Genomic DNA, 17019 nt, shown 5'->3' on the forward strand with positions numbered 1-17019 from the left:
GACGTTGACAATGGTCATCGACACCAGGCAGTACTGCCCTTGGGCTTTGTTCTCCAGAATCCCCGACCCGATCTTCGCCGTACCGCAGGCGACCTTGGTGACGGTGAACCGGAACTTCCCGTCCGTCACCGGCTCATTCAGGCCGGCCGCGGGTTTGTTGCTCGAGTTCGTGTCGTCGGAGTCGCCGCCGGTCAACGCGATCAGGCCGCCCATCCCGGCGCAGAACAGCACGAACACCCCACCCACGATCAGCAGGATCTTCCCGACACCCACCTTCTTCGACGGGGGAGCCTGCTGCGGCCAAGGCTGCTGCGGGACGTACTGCTGCGGCGGGTACTGCCCGGGTGGGGGAGCGCCGGTAGGCGGCTGCCATTGCGGTGGGTTCTGACCGTAGGTCATGCGGGTGGCTCCACGGCGGCAGGTCAAGGGGCAGGTGGTTGCAGTCGGGCACCTGCCCTATACCCGGCCGCCCCGCCACCCAACGCCAAATCGCGGGCACACACAGTCGCCCAGACGGTCCGCAGCCCACCGATGATCGGACATCCGGGCATCAGTCGGGCGGCCTCAGTCGTCGAAGTGAAGGGCCACCCGGCCGCCGTGCACCGACGAATACCAGCGCGGATCACGGGTCATCACGAGCACGTCGTTCTCCAGCGCCAACCACGCCGCCGAAGCCAGATCATGCCGGTCGGTCAGGGAACGGAGGCCGGCGAGGGCTTTCCAATCGTCCGGGTCGTCGACGATCAGGAACGTTGCCGGGTGGTCGAGGAGCAGCTGCAGGCGCTCCTGCTGCAGCATGCCCGTCAAGTGACCGGCCTCGATCAGGCACGGCAGCGGAATCAGCACCGCACCGTCCTCGTCGTTGATCTCGGAGATCAGTTCGACAACGGAGACAGCCTCACGCACCCACGCGGTGATCGCAGTGGTGTCGAAGACCAGGCAGATCAGCCGCGCGTCATCACTCACGCCGGGACTTCACCGCGGCGCAGCTGCTCACGCAGAGCGGCCAGGCCGTCGTTGTCGCGACCGGCGCGGGCATCCTTGAGCCGGTCACGCCAGCGGGCCTTACCGGCGGAGGTCACCACCGCACCGACGAGCGGGTCGAAGGTCCCGTCTTCCTGCACGCTGGCGTCGTGGTCCATACCCTCAGATTACTTCGACCGGCCGAAAATGCACTACGCCGTGTCGTGTCATTCCCCGGCGGCGGCTACTCGCGAACGGAGTCGGCCTGGATCACGCCCATGTCGGTGAAAACCACCTCACCGGGTGAGCCGGTCGCCCAGTTGCCTTCGATGACGTCGAAGTCGCACATCAACTGCCAGCCGCAGCCCTCGTGGGCGAAGTCCCCGCCGGGGATCCTCGCCGAATAGCGGATGTCGTCTTCCTGGAGCCGCAGGGCCCCGCGCTTCGGGTGGATCTTTCGTGTTTCCAGCCACGAGGTGTACGCCTTCTGGACCTCATCAGGGATGGGAATACCGGACCGGCAGGAAGCTAGCGCCGGGAAACGCTCGAGTTTCCACGAGCTGGTTGCGTGATCCATAGGGCCTCCCTGATGAGGTCCAGGCGACAGGTGCTACCTCGCTGCGCTACGCGAGCGCCACGCGGCGATCTGCGACTGGGTGGGGCGGTCGTCTTCAGGGTCTTCGGTTTCGTCGGGCCGGCGGAACCAGTCCCTCAGCCACGCCCCCTCGACACGCGGGCCGAGCGTCGACTTGATGGCGAGCTGCCACGGCGTCGACGACTGGACCAGGCAGCGCAGGTCGGCGGGCTTGAGGTCCCCGTAACGGTCGATGGTGTCGGCGACGGTGTTGAGCTCACCGGCGGTCAAGGGGTCACCTGCGGGCTTCTCATCGAAGTCGCCGAGTTCGATGCTGTGGTCGGTGGCGTAGATCGGTTCCGCGAACAGCGGGTTCCCGCTGTGGGCGAGCTGGTGTCCTTGGCAGAAGAACAGGAGCAGGTTGCGTTTGGTGTCGGACAGTCCTGGGCGGCGAACGTCTATGGCGGCGATAACGGTGGCAACGCTGGCGGTCATCGGCGCAACGTAGCGACCGGCTCCGGTAGGGCGGGATGGGCTGTTCGGCGGCGGGTTGTGACTGATCGGCGGGTACGTCGTAGGGGGGATGGGGGTCGGTCCGCCTGAGCTGTTGCCACTACGACGAGTATCGACGTCGTCACTCTTGATCGGGGTGGGCTGGGGGTTGGTCATCATTGCTCCATCCGTAGGGGTTGCGTGTCGGACATGGGGGATCGGCGAGGTCTTCGCGTTTTCCTGTCCCCCGCCTCGCTGTCCTGACCTGTCCCCTGTCCTCTCCTTAGAGAGGAGGGGAGAGGACAGGTGCCACATTGGAGTTGCGGGGACAGACGCAGGACAAGATCAGGACAGCTCTTACCTGCGAAGACGCCGAAAGGCAGGACAGGTCGGGACGACTCTGGGGACAGATCTTGTCAGGACAGGTCTCAGGACAGGTTTTGATCATGGTTTCGACCCCTGGCGGACCCGCAGTTCCTTCACCACAGCAGCCATCACGTCGTTGCTGAACGTCGACATCGCCTTCAACGCCATCCACGCCTTCAACTTGTCGCGGCCAAGACCCACAGGAACGCCAGCGGACAGCAAATCGTCAACGATGCGATCCACTTCCCCTTGAACCCTCTCCAACGCCAGCGGATCGGCGAGCTCGTGCGCGGTACGGCCGGCAAGCCACATGCCGCCGACGTACTTCTCGCCGCAGCGAACCACAACAAACTCGTCGTCACCCAGCCCCGTTCGAGAATGGGTGCGGTGCATGCGGATCGTTGTCACCACTCGCTCGATGCCGTTCGCGACCTGCTTACGCTCATCTACGCGCCGCATCTCCCAAACATGGTCAACGTCCTGCGTTTTCGCCGACGACCCCCGGGATCCGCGGTCGGTGTCCTTGCCAAAATGATCGAGGCGGATACACGCCACTCCCAGAGACTTCAACGGGCCGTGGATCTTTTGGTAGAGCTGCAGCCACGTGTCGGACTCGTTCTCCTTGCCGCCGATGAATCGGGACGCGGTATCGAGAACGACGACATCCGGTGAAACGCTGGCCACGATGCCCAAGCACTCCTGCGCCGCCCGCTCCGACTCGTCGAGCGCACCCGAGAACTGGGGAAACTGCCGGTAGGAGACACGTCCGCGGAGGTCGTCCGGGCTCGCGCCGAACGCCTGGGCACGGGTGATCACGTCGCGGAGGCTGTTCTCCCGGTCGAAGTACAACACCGTGATCGGAGGCCGGCGGTCGTCGCCGATGAAGGCGCGGCCGGTCACGGCCCGGTACACCCAGTCGAGGACAAACAGCGACTTGCCGACCTTGCCGTCACCGACAAGCGTGATCTGCTGGCCTCGCTCAAGGAACCGTCCCGGAAGCCAGTCCATCTGCGTGAAGTCCTGCGCGAACGCCTCATCCCAGTCGATCTCCGGGAACCGCTCCTCGCCGTCAACCGCTGACGGATGGTCCTCCAACAGCCCCACCATCTCGTCGGTCGCCGCCGAATACCCGTCCATGTCACCCGCGGCAAGGGCCTGGCCGGCTCGCGCATGGACCTCGAGACGACGCAGACGTACGTACTCCTCGCGGACCATCCGCACGTGGTAGGTGAACTCGCGGACCCCGAGCAGGTCGGCGTGTTCCTTGCACTCCGACAGGTAGCCGATGACCCCACCGTCGAGCATTCGCACGGATCGGTGCGTGTTCTCCGCCGCCAGGTCGACGGCGACAAGGGTGGAGACGTTCGGCGCGCCGGCGTGAACCATGATGGCTGCGTAGATCTCGCGGTGCGCCTGCAGGTAGAAGTGCTTGATCTCGATATCGCCGATGTGTTTCGCGGCCTCGGCGTGGTTGGCGGCGCTGAGCATCCACCCGAGGACCGTTTGTTCGTGGATGCGCAACATCGCGGGGGATGGCACGACCGGATCGCCAGCTGCGGCCGGTGGGCCGTTCTTCGGCTTGTCCCTGCGCTCCTGGCGGGGGAGTGTCATGCGACACCTCCCGTCAGTGGTGGGGGATGGCTTACCGTCAAGGTGTTGTGCTCCGTAGTCAAGGGCGGGGCGTGACGAAAGGCCGTGGCGTAGGGCGCCGCGGCCATCGTCATTTCTGGAGCTCTGTTTCCGACGGTGGGGCTGGCCAGAGAACGGGCAGCCCCAGGGCGCGGGCGTCTGTGGCCCAGCGGATCAGCAGGACAAGGTATTGGCGCCGGTGTCGCCGGCCCGGTCCTCGGCGCTCCCAGTAGGACACCGCCCCGTCGCTGACGCCCAAGTCGTGGGCAACGTCTTCCTGGGTCAGGCCGGCGAGTTGGCGGAGCTCGCGTCGGAGCTTCGGCGGCGGTAGATCGCATGTCTCATGAGCTGCTTCGGCAACGCGGCCGAACTGCTGGGTCTCGGTGGTCATGGAACGCACAGTACTAAATCGGCAACGAAATCTCTAGAGATCTCTTATTCGCTGTGTTACGTTGCTTCCATGCCCAACCCGATCACCCGCCCCGTTTTCGCCCCCGCCCCGACCGGCGCCGCGCCGGCCGGGCAGACGTGGGTGGACACCTCGGGGGTGGACGCGTGAACAGCCGCCAGTACCTCGAGACGGAGATCGCGCGGGGCACAACCTCCCTCAAGCGCGTCACCTGGTTCGTGTGGAGCGCCGCCGTGCTCGTCATGATCTACGGGATCTTCGTGTCCTTCGGGCCACTCAAGAACCACGGCGTCCCTGAAGGCGTCGCCTGGATGCCGTCCCTAGCAGCCGACGCCGCCATGTGCGTAGCGATCATCGCCGGACCCGTGCTCGCCGCGTTCGACCTCACCGCAGGTTGGATCTCCGCCCTCCGCGTTGGAGCCGCCTTCACCACTTGGGCGCTGCAGACCGCCGGGCCGTGGCTCGCCGACGGGGGAGTGGACTGGGCCGGCGTCGGTCTGCACTCACTGCCGCCGCTGCTGCTGTTCCTTACCGCTGAAGGCGCCTCCTCCTATATGCGCAAGCTCGGTGGGGCGCTCACCAAGAAACGCCTCGAGCTCGCGGGCGCCGAACAGGACGACGCCGACGCCCGCGCTCACCGTGCGGAGGCCGACGCGAAGCTGCGGTCAACGGCCGCGGAGCTAACCGCCGCCCGTGCGGAGGTCGAATCGCTCGTCGGTCGCCTCGCCGCGGTAACCGAGAAAGCGGACGCCGATAAGGCCGAAGCGACCCGTACCGCCGAGCACCGGGAAGCGGAGATCGGTGAACTTCGGATCGCCCTAACCGCCGAACGGGAAGGCCGTACCGCCGACGCTCGGGAAGCGGAAAACCGGCGAACCGGTGACCTCGCAGAGCTGGAGCAGCGACTTACCGCCGACCACGAAAACGCGGTCCGGGCGATCAAGGACAAGCACCGGGAAGCCCTCACCGCCGCCCGTGCCGAGAAGGGCGCGGTAAGCCTCACCGCCTACCGCAACCGGGCCACCGGCAACCCCCGTCCGGCGACCTCCGGTAAGGCCGAGCTGACCGACGAAGACGCAGTTCAGATGATGCTTACCGCCCACGACGACCCGGCCCACCCATGGTCGAAAAACGGCGTGCGGACGCTCACCGGTGTGGGTCTCGGCCGGGCCGAGAAGCTGATCGGTTTGTGGCATACCGCCGCCACCGAGAAGGCCAACCGGAAGGCGGTCGGCGAGTGAACCGGAACCCCCTAACCAAGCCAGCCGGATCACCGCTTACCGCGGGCGTCAACGGCACCCACCCGACCCCCACCGAGGAGACCCGATGACCATCACCGACATCAACCCGACCTACTCCACCGTCGAGGAAGTCCACGCCGCTCTCACTGCCACCCAGTCCGCCATGGTGGAGCGGGCCGGCGACGACGGCGACCTGCCCGTCTACCTGAAGGCGGTGAACCCGTGGCGGCCGTGGCTGTTCCGGGTCGGCGGCGGCTCCCTGGGTGTGGCCCTCGCCGCGATCACCAGCATCGTCATCGACCAGGACGTTTTCTACCCGGCCACGTTCACCACCCTGGGGGCAGCGTTCGTGTACGCGTGGGTGCTGGGCGGCTACGAGCACACCGAGCTGCACCCGACCCGGTTCGAGAAGGCCGCGTGAGCTGGGAAAACACCGTCCGGGAGCGGCGACGGGGACGCCGCCGCAAGGACCACTACGAGGGAAAGATCGCCGGGGCGGACTCCAGCCGCAAGAAACTGTCCGCCGCCTGCGACTGGCTGATCACTGAGGCGTGGGAGGCCGGCATCGTCGGCGAGATCCACGGCTGGGTCATCGACAAGGTCCACGAGATTCGGAAGGAGGCGAACCGCCGTGACGGCAACGCAGCGTGACATGAGATCAGATCAGACCCGGGGGGTCGCGGAGGTCGACAGCCCGGCCGTGCGCGCACGTGCGCGCGCGAGAGTACCGGTAGCCGACGGTGACATCAAGTTCGGTGATCGGCTGCGGCAGGCGGTCACCTCGTGGTGGCTGCTGACCTCCGAACCGATGACGCTGCTCGCCCTGTGGAACGCCTCCAAGGTCGACAGGAAGCGTGTGCCGGCCGGCAATGGTGTCCTGCGTGCCCTGTGGCACGTGTCGAACTGGTCGGACCGGATCGTCATGTTCGCGGTCATCGCGGTGGCGCCCACGTTCGCCACCGGCGCCCTGCGCTGGATCGCCGTCCGGCCCACCCGCCGCTACGGCCTGTACCTCACCCTCGCCGCGCTCACGGGCGCCTACCTGTACGGAAGGAAACACTGACCATGGGATTCCTCGCGCGAGCTGGGATGCTCGCCGCCGCCGCCGCGATCCTGTTCGTGGCGATCAAACTCAACAAGTCATCCAAGAAGGGCGCCAAGAACACGTCCATCGTCATCGCGTTCATCGCCGGCCTCGCTGCGCTTGCCACGATCGTCGGGGACTGGATGACGGACATGGACTGGCTCGGGCTCTTCGCCGCGGCAGGCCTGATCGTCTGCACGGCGATCATCATCGTGGACTGGCTGGTCGACAAGAAGCCCGACCGCCCAGCCATGTACGCAGCCTTCGCGTTCGGGATGATGGTCATCCTCGGTGCATCGAACCTCGACTCCATCGGTGACCAGATCGGTGACGGCGGCAAGCAGGTCAGCAATCAGCTGCAGAAGATGGGCGACGGGCCGAAGCAGGCTGACGCGAAGCCCGCGCCGAAGGGCAAGTAGCCGTGGGATTCCTCGTCTGCTGCGTGTTCGCCTACTGGCTGGCCAAACACCTGCCGGAGATCGCGGCGGACACCACCGAGGCGATCGCGGCGGCGTGGAAGGGCGAGGAATCCCCGCGTGTGGCCGCCCGCCGTAAACGTCTCGACGACGCCGGGGTGGACCCGTCCGCTGGTGGTGCGTTCGGCCAGTACGTGGGCAACTTGTGGCGGGACTTCTGGATCGACCAGGACCGGTCCCGTCGCAGCCGGCCCCATAAGGCAACCGCACCGAAGCCCGGCCCGTTCGCCCGGATCCGGGACCGGTGGGACGCCGAGGTCGGCAAGCGGGCAGACGCGTGGCGGGGCCGCCGGGTGAAGCCGGACGGCGAAACCGACCCGGACCTGTCGCCGCACCGGTCTCGCCTTGACGACACCGAACCCGACCGCAGCAACGGCGAAGAGTTCAACCCCGGTTGGCAGGAAAACGAGGAAGACGCCCGCAGCGGGCGGCGCAACCCCGATCCGGAGCCTGCTGCGGACTTCCGGGACCCCGACCGTGGGCCAGAGCCCGACCACCGACCGGACCCCGACGACGGACCCGCACACCCCGACCCCCGCCCCGAGCAGGAAGACCCGCCGGTACACGTCGACGGCGCCTGGGGTGAACCCGTCAACCACAGCACCGAACCGTCCAGCACCACCGACCCGGAAGGATCCACCATGACCGACCTTGCCCGCCGCGGAACCGCCGTCACCGGCATGGCATCCGGCGCCGCCGAAGCCCGCTCCATCCTGAGGTACCTCGAGGCTGCCACCGAGGCGTACGAAGCGGCGATGAGGTCTGCCCGCGGCCGCATCCACGCCCTCGGCGAGCAGACCGTCGGCACCGTGCAGATGGGCACCCGCTCCACGGTGGTGAGCCTGACCGCGCAGGCAGCCGAGTCGATCGCCGTCGCGCAGGCCGGTGCCAGCACCTGCAAAGCGGAGACGATCCCACTGCTCGGCAACGTCGCCCGCGAGTTCGACCGCCGCGCCAGCTAACCCCGCACCCCACCCCCTTGGACAGGAAGGAACCGATGATGGCAGCGCCGACGACTGCCCCGCGCCCGGCGGCGCCGCCCATGAACACCAAGCCGCCGGCCGGGGCCACGAAAATGTCGAAGATCTACCTCGACGAAAGAGGTATCCCGCAGCGCTCGGTGACGCCGGTGCCGGTGGACGAGAATGAGCACCGCACCGCGCACCTGCAGTACCGGTGCCCGCAGTTGCGCACCGTCAACGGCGGTGGGAAGGAACGCTGCGGTACCGCCGAGTGGCTTCTGCCCGAGGAGGAGAAACCGTTCTGCCCGCGGCACGGTAAGCAGCTCGAGGCGGACAAGTCCGGTCCGTCCGCGGCGCAACGAACCATTCAGGAGGCGTTGCGTCTGCACGGCCGGTCGGCCGCCCCGTGGCTGGCCCCACTGGCCGCCGGGGTCCTCGACGCGGGCGCGCACCTCGCCGAAGTCGGCGCCCTCGAAACCGGCGCCATCGCGCCGGTCCTGACTGGCGGCGCCTACCTGGTGGCAAAGCGCACCCTGACGAAGCGGGCGTTGAAGCGGGGCCGGATCGAGCGCGGGCAGAAGACGGGCCGCCGGATCGCTGCCCTGAAGGTCGAGTCCCGCCGGTACGCCTGGTATGCGGGTGAGGCCGGGTTGTGGCTGGCAGCGTTGGCCGGCACGGACATCACGCATCTGCCGGGTGTGCTGGTCGCGGGGGCGGGCATGCTGCGGTGGGGGTTCGCGTCGCGGTTGTGGTGGCAGTCCGCCGAGCAGCGCCGTGAACGCGGTGATGTCAAGGTCGCGGTCCCCGACGAAGCTGCTGAGGCGACCTTGGTGGAGGCACCCGACCCGGTTCGCCTCCGCGCCGTCACCACCTGGGCTGCCCTGATCGGTTGCACCGCTGGGCCGCTCGCCGGTACCGAACTGGTCGATTTTCAGCGCCTGCCCGCCTGTGAGGTGGGCGCGTCGGAACGCACCCAGCTGCCGAACTGGTCGGCGAAGGTGGTTGCGAAGGTCGAAGGTTCCATCAACATGCGCGAGAGTCGGCCGAACCTGCTGGGCCGGATCGCCGCCGCCTACCGGTGTACGTACGCGGATGTGTCGTTCTCCGCCGACGAGTCGGATCTGTCCGTTGGATGGTTGCGGGTGCAGCCGGACAACCCGCTCGCTGAAACGCGCATGTGGACGGGCCCGGCGGCGTCGGATTGGAAGCGTGGCACGTCGATCGCCGGGCGGTTCGACGACGGCCAGCAGATCATCTACCAGTGGTGGACGAAGACGGGCGCCGCCCACGACCTGATCTCCGGGTGTACCGGCTCCGGTAAGTCCGAGTTCGTGGTGCAGCTGATCCTGGCGTCGCTGCACTCCAACGGCCTGGTCCTGGACTGGGTGGGTGACCCGCAGGGCGGCCAGTCGTACGGGGCGCTCAAGGACGCGGTGGACTGGTTCGCCCGCGACAAGTCCGAGATCAAGCTGATGTTGCTGGCCGCGGTGAAGGAGATGCAGCGCCGCAACGACGAACTGTCCCGCAACAACATCAAGACGTGGTTCGCGACGAAGGCGATGCCGCTGCTCGTCATCACCCTCGACGAGGTCCAGTCGTACATCGACGACCCCGATATCCTGACCTTGGTGGAGATGCTGGTCGGTCAGGCCCGCAAGTGCGGCATCAAAATGCGCCTCATCACGCAGGTGCCCGCGGCCTACAACCTGGGCGGCTCCACGTACATCAAGGAGCAGCTGAAGGCCGGCCAGACCGTGATCTTCCGGGCGATGACCGACGTCGCCGGCCGGTCCGCGGTCGACGGCGATGTTCCCGTGGACCCGACGATGCTGCCTTTGGTGTGGGGTAAGAACACGTGCGCGGCGGGGGAGGGCACCGCGGGGCTGATGTTCCTGCAGGGCGTGAACGGCCGGGACGTGTACGGCCGCTCCGACTACACCGGCGACAAGATGGAGAAGTGGCTGGTCGACCCGAACGGTGACCCGTCGGTGTGCCCGGGTGTGTTCGGGCCGGAAGCGCAGCAGGAGTCGGGGGTGTTGTGGGGTGACCGTAAGGAACGCGCGATCCGGCTGCTACGGCAGGGCCGCAGCGACGCGGACATCCTCCCCGGCGGCCGGGCGGTGGAGCTGATCGAGCAGGCGTCGGCGACTTTCGTGGACGCTGCCGGCGATGCTCCCGTTGCGCCGCCTCCGGTGGCGCAGTCGGCGAAGGACAAGGTGCTGTCCGCCGTCCGTGACCTGACCGTGGAGCGCGGCTCGGCGGAGAAGAAGGCGGTGGTTGCTCGCCTGGACGGTGTGGTCGCGGCGAACACGGTGACGTCAGCGTTGACGGATCTGCTCGCCTCGAGCGCGATTCTGAGGGTCACGAACGGTGTGTACGCCGTGCCGGGTGTGACCCGTAGCCAATCGCCGGGGGTCCCGGCATGAGGTCAGCGTGTTCTTTGCACCCACAGGCGCAGTTCGCCGCCGCCACTGCGGTTGTCGTAGAGCAGCCAGGTGCGGCGGCGGACGGTCGCGGTCACGTAGTGCCGGTCGGGGTTGTAGTCGCGTTCACCGATGAGCAGTTCGTCACCGACGACGGGCGCTCCGAGGGTGGCGTCGATCGAGTACTGGCCGTCGATCTTGCGATCGGGCTGGTCGACGTCGTACAGCGTGACCTTCATCAGCTCATGGTGACGGATCTGTCGCTGATGGTCCAGTCATGACGCAGGTTGCGCCTGCCCGGCTCAAGTCCGACATGCGGTGGGGGCAGATCTACGGCGTTGACGTCATCGACCACGAGTCGTGGATGGCCGGCACCCCGGTCATCGTCCCTAACGACTACGTCGGTCAGTCACGGCAGAAGCTCCGCGCCCGGGAGAACCAGCACCGCGACACCCAAGCGTTCTCGGACCTGATCGTCGGGTCACCGCGAGTGTTGTGGGAGGGCTGGTGCACTGACGACGAGCTCGACGAGAGGGAACGCCAGTTCATCCAGGATGTGCCCCTCGAGCAGAGGCCGCGGCTGAACTACATGCTGAACGACGACAACCCCAGGCGGATCGAGAAGTGGAGGCTGGTGGAGCAGCGACACGCCCGCGACGACCGTAACGGTGTGCCGCGCTGGGAGCCGACCCCGTACCGGCCGGAGGCGTACGGCTACCGCGCCCCGAGGGTGTCAGTTTCCGTCGTCCGTGACCGTCAGGTGCGCGGTCGCGGGTGGACGCGGGGGCAGAAGCAACTGGCCGGGTGGGCGGCCGGGTGGGCGGTGACCACGGTTGCCCTGTGGGTTGTGGAGCTGTTCCGGCCCGAGGATGTCCGCTGGTGGATCGCGCCCGCGGTCGCAGCAGAGCTGACCGGGTTCGTTCGCGTGTGGTCGTGGCTGGGCTTCCCTCTGCGTCCGCGGACCTGGCGCCGGCAGTGGCGTAAGAAGACCAGGCGGCGCCGGTGACCTGCCCGCGGTGGTGTACCCGCCACGACGATCAGCGGCACCTGCACTGCTCGGGACGCATCCGGGTCGGTCCGGAACCGAGGCACACCGGCCGCGGGCAGGTGTTCGCCTGGTTGCAGCAGTCTGCGCACAGTGCCGAGTCGCCGTTGTGGGTGGGTGTGGGTGCCGCGCACATGGCGTCCGCCACGGTGGAGATCAGTGTGGGGGACGCGGCCATGTTTTGGCGGCAGCTCGGGACGCTGCTGGAGACGGCCGGAGTGGACCCGGTCACCGGCCAGAACGTCGAGTAGGGCCCGCCAGGAACAGCAAGAAGCGCCCCCTGCCTCCGTGAGGAAGCAGGGGGCGCTGTCGTGTGGCTGAGGTCAGGCGGTGAACCGGGTCCGGCGGCGGCGGGCCAGCACGAACACCCCGACCCCACCCGCGAGGAACAGGCCAGCAGCGCCAGCGAGCACCAGCCCGGACGGGCCGGTCAGCGGGAGACCGGTGTCGCTGCTGACGGGACTGGTGGTGACGGGCACCCCGACCGCGGTCTGCGACGGGGACTTGCTGGCCGACGTGGTGGTGGCCGGCTTGCTGGTCGTGGCGGACACCGACACGCTCGCACTCGCCGACGCGGAAGCGCTCGCCGACGCGGAAGCCGTGTGCGACGGGGTGTGGGTCGGCTTCGGCGGGAGGCAGCCCAGCGGGTAGGTCTTGTGGGCGAACGACACCGAGAACACGGTCGTCGTCACCGTCCCGGGCGGGTTCGCCGTGTACCCGACCCCGAAGCTGACCACCTTGTGACTCAGGTGGGCCGGGGGCATGTCGACCAGGACGGCCGGGTTGGTGTTCTCGTAGAACCCGCCCTGCGTGGTGACATTCCACTTGCCGGTCGACGTGTTCCAGCGCAGGGTGCCGTACTTGCCGTCCGAACCCGCCACCTCGACGGAGAAGAACGACGACTGGTCCGGTGCCGGGTGGGCGCGGAACGAACCCGGCGTGAGGGTTTCAACGGTCGTGTCGGCGGCGTGGTGGATCAGGTCGTTGCCGGCGAACCGCAAACCCAACCGGGTGGGGGTGGGCAACCGGTCCTGCTCGTCCGGGTTCACGTACCAGCCCGCCGGGACCGTGCACGGCGGGGTGTGATGGTCGGTGGCGTTCGCGGCGACCGGGACACTGACAGCGGCAATCACGGCGGCGGCGAACCCGACGGCGAGGGATCTTCTCACTGGTCTCCTTCGATAATGGCCCCTGGCGGCGGGCTCGACCGTCCGAGGCTATGGGCGCCCCGGTGGTATTCGCGTCCCTCGTTCGAGTGCAACAAGGAAAGGCCCCGTCATCGCCTGGCGGGGCGATGACGGGGCGTGTACCGATCAGGCATGGTGGGGGCATTGCCCTCACGGCAGCTTGCAGGGCCTCAGGCGCGGGACCCGGCCGGGCTGTCCTGTGCGGGCGCCGGAGCCGTGACCTGCGTGCGGACGAACATTCCGACCGCGATCGCGGCGAACGACATCAGGGTGGCCTGGTCCGTGGCGTCCATGTGCAGACCGAACCCGACCGCCAGGGACAGAGCAGCCTGGGCGAAACCGAGCACGGCCGCCTGGATGCCGTCGCCGACGGTGAACGCGACGATAAGGCCAAGAACTGCTGCGACGACTGCGTTGAGGTAGGTCTGCTGGTCGGCGGTGAGATCGACCCAGAACGCCGCCACCAGGTTGATCACGGCAGCGAAGAACGCCGCGATGAGGGCTGGCTCTCGCCCGAAGATCTTCACGGCTCAGTCCTCCGGCTCGAACGTGAGTGTGTACGCCTTGCCGGCCTCGAACTGATCAGCGACGGCGCCCTTCAGCGTCATCGACAGCGACAGGCTGGGCGTGTATAGCGACCACTCCTTGTTCCGCCCGTCGGCGTAGTCGGGCACGAAGGTCACGATGACCTGCCGCTGTTCGCCGTCGCCGGACTCGTTCTTGTGCTGGCAGGTCACCTTGGCGGTTACGGGCATGGCGGTTCTCCTTGCGGTGGGATGGGTCCGCCGCGAGGGCGGAAAGTGTCATACGGGGCGCCGACAATGCGGGCATGCAGGCTGTCAACCCGGCCGGGACCGCGTGGCAGGTCACCCGCGTGTGGGTTACCGAGGTCGACACGCCCCGGCAGGCGATGGTGCGGATCGGGCCGTTGAGCGGGCAGCCCGGCTGGATCGCCCAACGCCTCGGCCGCGGCTGGAACGGTTCATGGATCGCCGACTGTGAACGGTCCGCGACCCTCGCAGCGGAATCGTGGATGCGTCGGCGGGGCGGCAGCGACGCGTGGACGGAACTCGAGCGTCCTTCTAGCTGAGGTGCGCCGGCCCGTCTCCCACCGACCGCCTAAGCCGATCCATTGTCATGTCCGGGTCGTGGATCAGCCGCAGCACCATCTCGAGGTACCGGGCCAGCTCGTCGACCTGGACCTGCACGCGGCGTGCGGTCTGTTCCGCCCGGTCGGCGCGGTGGTCGGCTTCCTCGGCCCGCTCGTTCGCCTGCTCAGCTTTCGCTTCGGCTTCCTCGGCCCGCTTCCACGCCCGGTCCGCTGAGGCTTCCAGCTTCTCCGCCCATTCCAGGGTGGCCTGGTTCAACTGCACGTGCGCGGCCACCCGAGCCGGGCGGCGCTTCAACATCGACCGGGCGACGGCTGCCAGGCCGCCGGTTCCCATGGCCCCGCCGACGATCTGCGCGAGCGTCACCCACTGGTCGGCGTTCACCCATCCACCTTCCGCCGCACACGGCGTAGATCACGGGTGATGATTACCGATCTGCGGATGTTCGCCCACACCCACGCCGCCACCAAGCCACCCGCGACCAGCGCCTGACCCCGGAACGTGACCGTCACCGCGACCGCGTAGACCAGCAGCGCACCGGACAGGATGACCAGCCCGGCCCGCTCGATCTCCAGCGACCGTTCGACGTGCCGGCCCCAGTGCGAGCCGACCAGCGCGATCATCCCGCCCAGGCCGAGGCCGACGGAGAACACGTAGAAGGTGCCGCCGCCGACCAGCGCGGCCATCGAACCGGGTCGAGGTGCGCCGACGGTCAGCAACACACCCAGGACAAGGGCCCACACGTTCAGCGCGACCTCGTGCGGGCGGTCCCGGCCGACCACCACCACAATCGGCATCGTGTCGGGTCGGCCGGTCATGCGGTCGCGGGGGCGAACGCGCGCCGGAACGCGGCCTCAACGGCGGCGGTGACCTCGTCCTGGGTGACCGGGTCCGAGCCGGCGGGCAAGGCGGCAATGACCTGGGCGGCGACGCCGGGCGCCACCGCGGTGATGCTGTCGTAGATCGCCTGCAGGGCCTGCATCTTGGTGGCGTCGTCGGCGGACTCGCGGGCGATGAAGCTGTTGAGTGTCGTCGACAGCGCCGTGATCTGCTGCTGGGTGGCCTGGTGCCAACTCGCCGACGGGGCGTAGCGCAGGAACTCGGAAGGTGCCTGCAAGGCCTTGGTGTAGGGGTTCTCGAGCCGGGGGCCGGTCCAGCCGAGGTTGGCGAGTAGCCACTTCTTGTCGTTCTCGTCCAGCGCCATGTCGGCCTCCAGAACGCCCCAGGGGCGAGTGTCTTTCTCGGCGCGGGTCTCGTACCTGCCGGAGAAGTGGGCGTGGTTGGTGTGCGGGTCTGTGCCGCCGTACGGGTGGGGTGCGAAACCCCGGGAGCGGGAGTAGATGACCCGGTCCCAGATCACGTAGTCGAGCCGGCACATGTCGTCCGGGTTGAGCCACCGGCGCCGTTCCTCGGCGACGATCGCCTTGACTGTCCGGTCGAACCAGCCGGGTGCCGGCCACGGCCCGGACGAGTCGATGTCGAGGGCGTGGACCTCATTGGTGCCGTCGGCGTCTTTGCGGCGCAGCGCCGTGAAGTCCTCGTCGGGCATGTGGTCGCTGGCCGTGTTCGGCGTGGCCTTCTTCGCGTGCTCGGTGTCGCCGATCGTGCCGTCGGCGCCCTTGTCGCGGCCGGGCGAGACGGCGTTGAACTCGCCTCGCAGCGCCAGGAGGCAGGGGATCGCGACCCAGCCAGACATCAGGCCTTCTTCCCCTGCACGTTGAGCGCGTTGTTGAAGGCGTCGATCTTGGCCTGAAGCTGGGGCACAGTGTCCGTCTCGGTGGCGCCGTACCTAGCCAGCTGCTCCGGGCGCACCTGCAGCAGGATCCACCCCGGCCACCCCGACCGGTCACCGTTCGGGCCCGTGTCGATGGCGGTGTTCAACCGGTCGAGCAGGGCCGCGTCGGTGACCAGATCCGGGTGCAGATCCTGCACGATTTTCAGGGTCATGGCGACCAGCGACAACGTCAGCAAATTGATGTTGTACGACTGCTTGTCCGAAGACATCACATCGGTACCCAGATCCGGGGCGATCGCGTGTTCGGCCTTCAGCAACGCCGACACGAACTCATAAGGACGATTGGCCATCAGGGCCTCCTAGAACGGGACGACGTTGAGGTTGCGCTGCCCGTAGTTACCGGTGCCGCCGTCAACCCGGTACTGGCAGGTGATCACGTTCGATCCGGCGGTGGTGCTCTGCAACACCACCCGCGACATCTGGATTGGATAGTTCAGCGTGTTCGTCGACACCACCGCCGACGCGTCCGTCGCCGCCACCGATGTCGCACCGGAAATGGCGTACGACATGTAGATGCTTTGACCGGTGGTCCCGGAGTACAGCTGCGCACCCCACATGATCAGCGCGTTCGCGCCCGAGGTGACCGTGACCGTCGGGCCCACGGTGGCCAGGTTCGTGTACGACGTCAGCGTCGTGTTCTGGGTCGTGCCGACCGTGTGGGCTTTCGGGATGCGCTCGGCGATCGTGTTCGCGGCAGTAGCGACAAAGAAGGAACCAGCCGTGGTTGCTTTCGCCGGAGCGGTCTCGGCGAGGTTGTCGCGGACCGAGGCGTTCCACTGCGCCGCCGTCAAGCTGGCGTTCGCCACAGCGGTGAGGGCGGTCGTGTACGCCACCTCAGGCTCCGATCACATGCTGAGGCCGGTCGCCGGCAAGTAGGGCACGACGTTCCATGAGCACACCGCCCGTCATGAACCCGTCGACGACGTCCATGACCACCAACTGACCGTGGGTGTTCTTGAGTTCCAACCATTCGGCGGGGATGTCGCCCGCCTCGGCGTTCTGCGCGAGGAGGTCTTCCATCGTTTCGCCGGGATCCCAGTTGCGGGTGTTCGGGTCGGGCCGATACGACAGGATCGCCACGATCCCGTCGGGGTCGCGCGGCCAGACGATCGGGCCGATCAGGAACCCGCAATCCCAGCACTGCGTGTGAGGCGTGCCCGGTGGCACGGTCAGCGCGCTCGGGCAGTTCCCACAGTCGACGACCCACCGGTTCCAGTTATGCCTGGCCTGGATCGCCCCGGAGACAAGCAGATCTGTCATCTCA

General features: G+C 67.7%; 27 protein-coding genes. 10 read left to right on the forward strand and 17 right to left on the reverse strand.

The features are described 5' to 3' along the window. The 7 genes from Afe05nite_RS40250 to Afe05nite_RS40280 all read right to left on the reverse strand — a co-directional run. Window positions 1–399: DUF4352 domain-containing protein (locus tag Afe05nite_RS40250; RefSeq protein WP_203822605.1), on the reverse strand; the 399-nt coding region annotated here is incomplete at its 3' end. 165 nt (window positions 400–564) lie between these two features. Continuing rightward, window positions 565–966 carry a hypothetical protein gene (locus Afe05nite_RS40255; RefSeq protein ID WP_203822606.1) on the reverse strand — a complete coding sequence of 134 codons (402 nt, stop codon included), beginning with the start codon at window positions 964–966 and terminating at the stop codon, window positions 565–567. Beyond that, window positions 963–1142, reverse strand: a complete 180-nt coding sequence (locus Afe05nite_RS40260) for a hypothetical protein (protein ID WP_203822607.1) — start codon at window positions 1140–1142, stop codon at window positions 963–965. Before Afe05nite_RS40260 ends, Afe05nite_RS40255 begins: the two co-directional genes overlap by 4 nt. 65 nt (window positions 1143–1207) lie before the next feature. Further along, entirely contained in the window at window positions 1208–1540 is a 333-nt protein-coding gene (locus tag Afe05nite_RS40265; RefSeq protein ID WP_203822608.1) for a hypothetical protein, read from the reverse strand. 33 nt (window positions 1541–1573) lie between these two features. Beyond that, window positions 1574–2032 carry a Panacea domain-containing protein gene (locus Afe05nite_RS40270; protein ID WP_203822609.1) on the reverse strand — a complete coding sequence of 153 codons (459 nt, stop codon included), beginning with the start codon at window positions 2030–2032 and terminating at the stop codon, window positions 1574–1576. A gap of 441 nt (window positions 2033–2473) precedes the next feature. Continuing rightward, window positions 2474–4006, reverse strand: coding sequence for an AAA family ATPase (locus tag Afe05nite_RS40275; RefSeq protein ID WP_203822610.1), 1533 nt, complete (start codon window positions 4004–4006; stop codon window positions 2474–2476). Window positions 4007–4115: 109 nt separating this feature from the next. After that, entirely contained in the window at window positions 4116–4415 is a 300-nt protein-coding gene (locus tag Afe05nite_RS40280) for a helix-turn-helix transcriptional regulator (RefSeq protein ID WP_203822611.1), read from the reverse strand. A gap of 164 nt (window positions 4416–4579) precedes the next feature. Between Afe05nite_RS40280 and Afe05nite_RS40285 the strand changes: the two genes are divergently transcribed. The 7 genes from Afe05nite_RS40285 to Afe05nite_RS40315 all read left to right on the forward strand — a co-directional run bounded on the left by Afe05nite_RS40285 (window position 4580) and on the right by Afe05nite_RS40315 (window position 10622). Beyond that, window positions 4580–5674, forward strand: a complete 1095-nt coding sequence (locus Afe05nite_RS40285; protein ID WP_203822612.1) for a hypothetical protein — start codon at window positions 4580–4582, stop codon at window positions 5672–5674. Window positions 5675–5759: 85 nt separating this feature from the next. Further along, a complete protein-coding gene (locus tag Afe05nite_RS40290) occupies window positions 5760–6095 on the forward strand; it encodes a hypothetical protein (RefSeq protein WP_203822613.1) in 336 nt (111 codons plus the stop codon). Continuing rightward, entirely contained in the window at window positions 6092–6325 is a 234-nt protein-coding gene (locus Afe05nite_RS40295; protein ID WP_203822614.1) for a hypothetical protein, read from the forward strand. Before Afe05nite_RS40290 ends, Afe05nite_RS40295 begins: the two co-directional genes overlap by 4 nt. Window position 6326: 1 nt before the next feature. Next, window positions 6327–6737, forward strand: a complete 411-nt coding sequence (locus tag Afe05nite_RS40300) for a hypothetical protein (protein ID WP_203822615.1) — start codon at window positions 6327–6329, stop codon at window positions 6735–6737. Between the two features lie 2 nt (window positions 6738–6739). Next, window positions 6740–7177: a hypothetical protein gene (locus Afe05nite_RS40305; protein ID WP_203822616.1), complete on the forward strand. Its 438-nt coding sequence runs from the start codon at window positions 6740–6742 to the stop codon at window positions 7175–7177. 2 nt (window positions 7178–7179) lie between these two features. After that, complete coding sequence (locus Afe05nite_RS40310) at window positions 7180–8196, forward strand: hypothetical protein (protein ID WP_203822617.1); 1017 nt, start codon at window positions 7180–7182, stop codon at window positions 8194–8196. 80 nt (window positions 8197–8276) lie between these two features. Then, on the forward strand, window positions 8277–10622 hold the full coding sequence (locus Afe05nite_RS40315; RefSeq protein ID WP_239118574.1) for a P-loop NTPase family protein: 2346 nt from the start codon (window positions 8277–8279) through the stop codon (window positions 10620–10622). A 2-nt stretch (window positions 10623–10624) separates the two neighbouring features. On the opposite strand, the gene Afe05nite_RS40320 is transcribed toward Afe05nite_RS40315, so the two are convergent. After that, window positions 10625–10858 carry a hypothetical protein gene (locus tag Afe05nite_RS40320; protein ID WP_203822618.1) on the reverse strand — a complete coding sequence of 78 codons (234 nt, stop codon included), beginning with the start codon at window positions 10856–10858 and terminating at the stop codon, window positions 10625–10627. A gap of 38 nt (window positions 10859–10896) precedes the next feature. Here Afe05nite_RS40320 and Afe05nite_RS40325 point away from each other — a divergent pair, with 38 nt between their 5' ends. Continuing rightward, window positions 10897–11625: a hypothetical protein gene (locus tag Afe05nite_RS40325; RefSeq protein ID WP_203822619.1), complete on the forward strand. Its 729-nt coding sequence runs from the start codon at window positions 10897–10899 to the stop codon at window positions 11623–11625. Continuing rightward, entirely contained in the window at window positions 11622–11915 is a 294-nt protein-coding gene (locus Afe05nite_RS40330) for a hypothetical protein (protein WP_203822620.1), read from the forward strand. Before Afe05nite_RS40325 ends, Afe05nite_RS40330 begins: the two co-directional genes overlap by 4 nt. Window positions 11916–11987: 72 nt before the next feature. Here Afe05nite_RS40330 and Afe05nite_RS40335 read toward each other — a convergent pair whose 3' ends face one another. From Afe05nite_RS40335 to Afe05nite_RS40345, 3 genes are all read right to left on the reverse strand, one after another. Further along, the gene (locus tag Afe05nite_RS40335) at window positions 11988–12833 is read right to left on the reverse strand and encodes an LPXTG cell wall anchor domain-containing protein (protein WP_203822621.1); all 846 of its coding nucleotides are present in this window, start codon (window positions 12831–12833) and stop codon (window positions 11988–11990) included. A 188-nt stretch (window positions 12834–13021) separates the two neighbouring features. After that, entirely contained in the window at window positions 13022–13378 is a 357-nt protein-coding gene (locus Afe05nite_RS40340; RefSeq protein WP_203822622.1) for a hypothetical protein, read from the reverse strand. Between the two features lie 3 nt (window positions 13379–13381). Continuing rightward, window positions 13382–13606, reverse strand: coding sequence for a hypothetical protein (locus Afe05nite_RS40345; protein ID WP_203822623.1), 225 nt, complete (start codon window positions 13604–13606; stop codon window positions 13382–13384). 74 nt (window positions 13607–13680) lie between these two features. Between Afe05nite_RS40345 and Afe05nite_RS40350 the strand changes: the two genes are divergently transcribed. After that, on the forward strand, window positions 13681–13941 hold the full coding sequence (locus Afe05nite_RS40350; protein ID WP_203822624.1) for a hypothetical protein: 261 nt from the start codon (window positions 13681–13683) through the stop codon (window positions 13939–13941). On the opposite strand, the gene Afe05nite_RS40355 is transcribed toward Afe05nite_RS40350, so the two are convergent. Genes Afe05nite_RS40355 through Afe05nite_RS40380 form a run of 6 tightly spaced genes read right to left on the reverse strand, consistent with a single transcriptional unit; the run spans window position 13934 to window position 17015 of the window. Continuing rightward, window positions 13934–14344 carry an alanine-zipper protein gene (locus tag Afe05nite_RS40355; RefSeq protein ID WP_203822625.1) on the reverse strand — a complete coding sequence of 137 codons (411 nt, stop codon included), beginning with the start codon at window positions 14342–14344 and terminating at the stop codon, window positions 13934–13936. The genes Afe05nite_RS40350 and Afe05nite_RS40355 overlap by 8 nt on opposite strands. Beyond that, window positions 14341–14778, reverse strand: coding sequence for a hypothetical protein (locus Afe05nite_RS40360; protein ID WP_203822626.1), 438 nt, complete (start codon window positions 14776–14778; stop codon window positions 14341–14343). Before Afe05nite_RS40360 ends, Afe05nite_RS40355 begins: the two co-directional genes overlap by 4 nt. After that, window positions 14775–15656, reverse strand: coding sequence for a hypothetical protein (locus Afe05nite_RS40365; RefSeq protein ID WP_203822627.1), 882 nt, complete (start codon window positions 15654–15656; stop codon window positions 14775–14777). Before Afe05nite_RS40365 ends, Afe05nite_RS40360 begins: the two co-directional genes overlap by 4 nt. Next, on the reverse strand, window positions 15656–16045 hold the full coding sequence (locus tag Afe05nite_RS40370) for a hypothetical protein (protein WP_203822628.1): 390 nt from the start codon (window positions 16043–16045) through the stop codon (window positions 15656–15658). Before Afe05nite_RS40370 ends, Afe05nite_RS40365 begins: the two co-directional genes overlap by 1 nt. Before the next feature lie 9 nt (window positions 16046–16054). Next, the gene (locus Afe05nite_RS40375) at window positions 16055–16588 is read right to left on the reverse strand and encodes a hypothetical protein (RefSeq protein WP_203822629.1); all 534 of its coding nucleotides are present in this window, start codon (window positions 16586–16588) and stop codon (window positions 16055–16057) included. A 1-nt stretch (window position 16589) separates the two neighbouring features. After that, complete coding sequence (locus Afe05nite_RS40380) at window positions 16590–17015, reverse strand: hypothetical protein (RefSeq protein ID WP_203822630.1); 426 nt, start codon at window positions 17013–17015, stop codon at window positions 16590–16592. Window positions 17016–17019 lie beyond the last annotated feature (4 nt).

This window comes from Paractinoplanes ferrugineus (genome assembly GCF_016862195.1).
GTDB lineage: Bacteria > Actinomycetota > Actinomycetes > Mycobacteriales > Micromonosporaceae > Actinoplanes > Actinoplanes ferrugineus.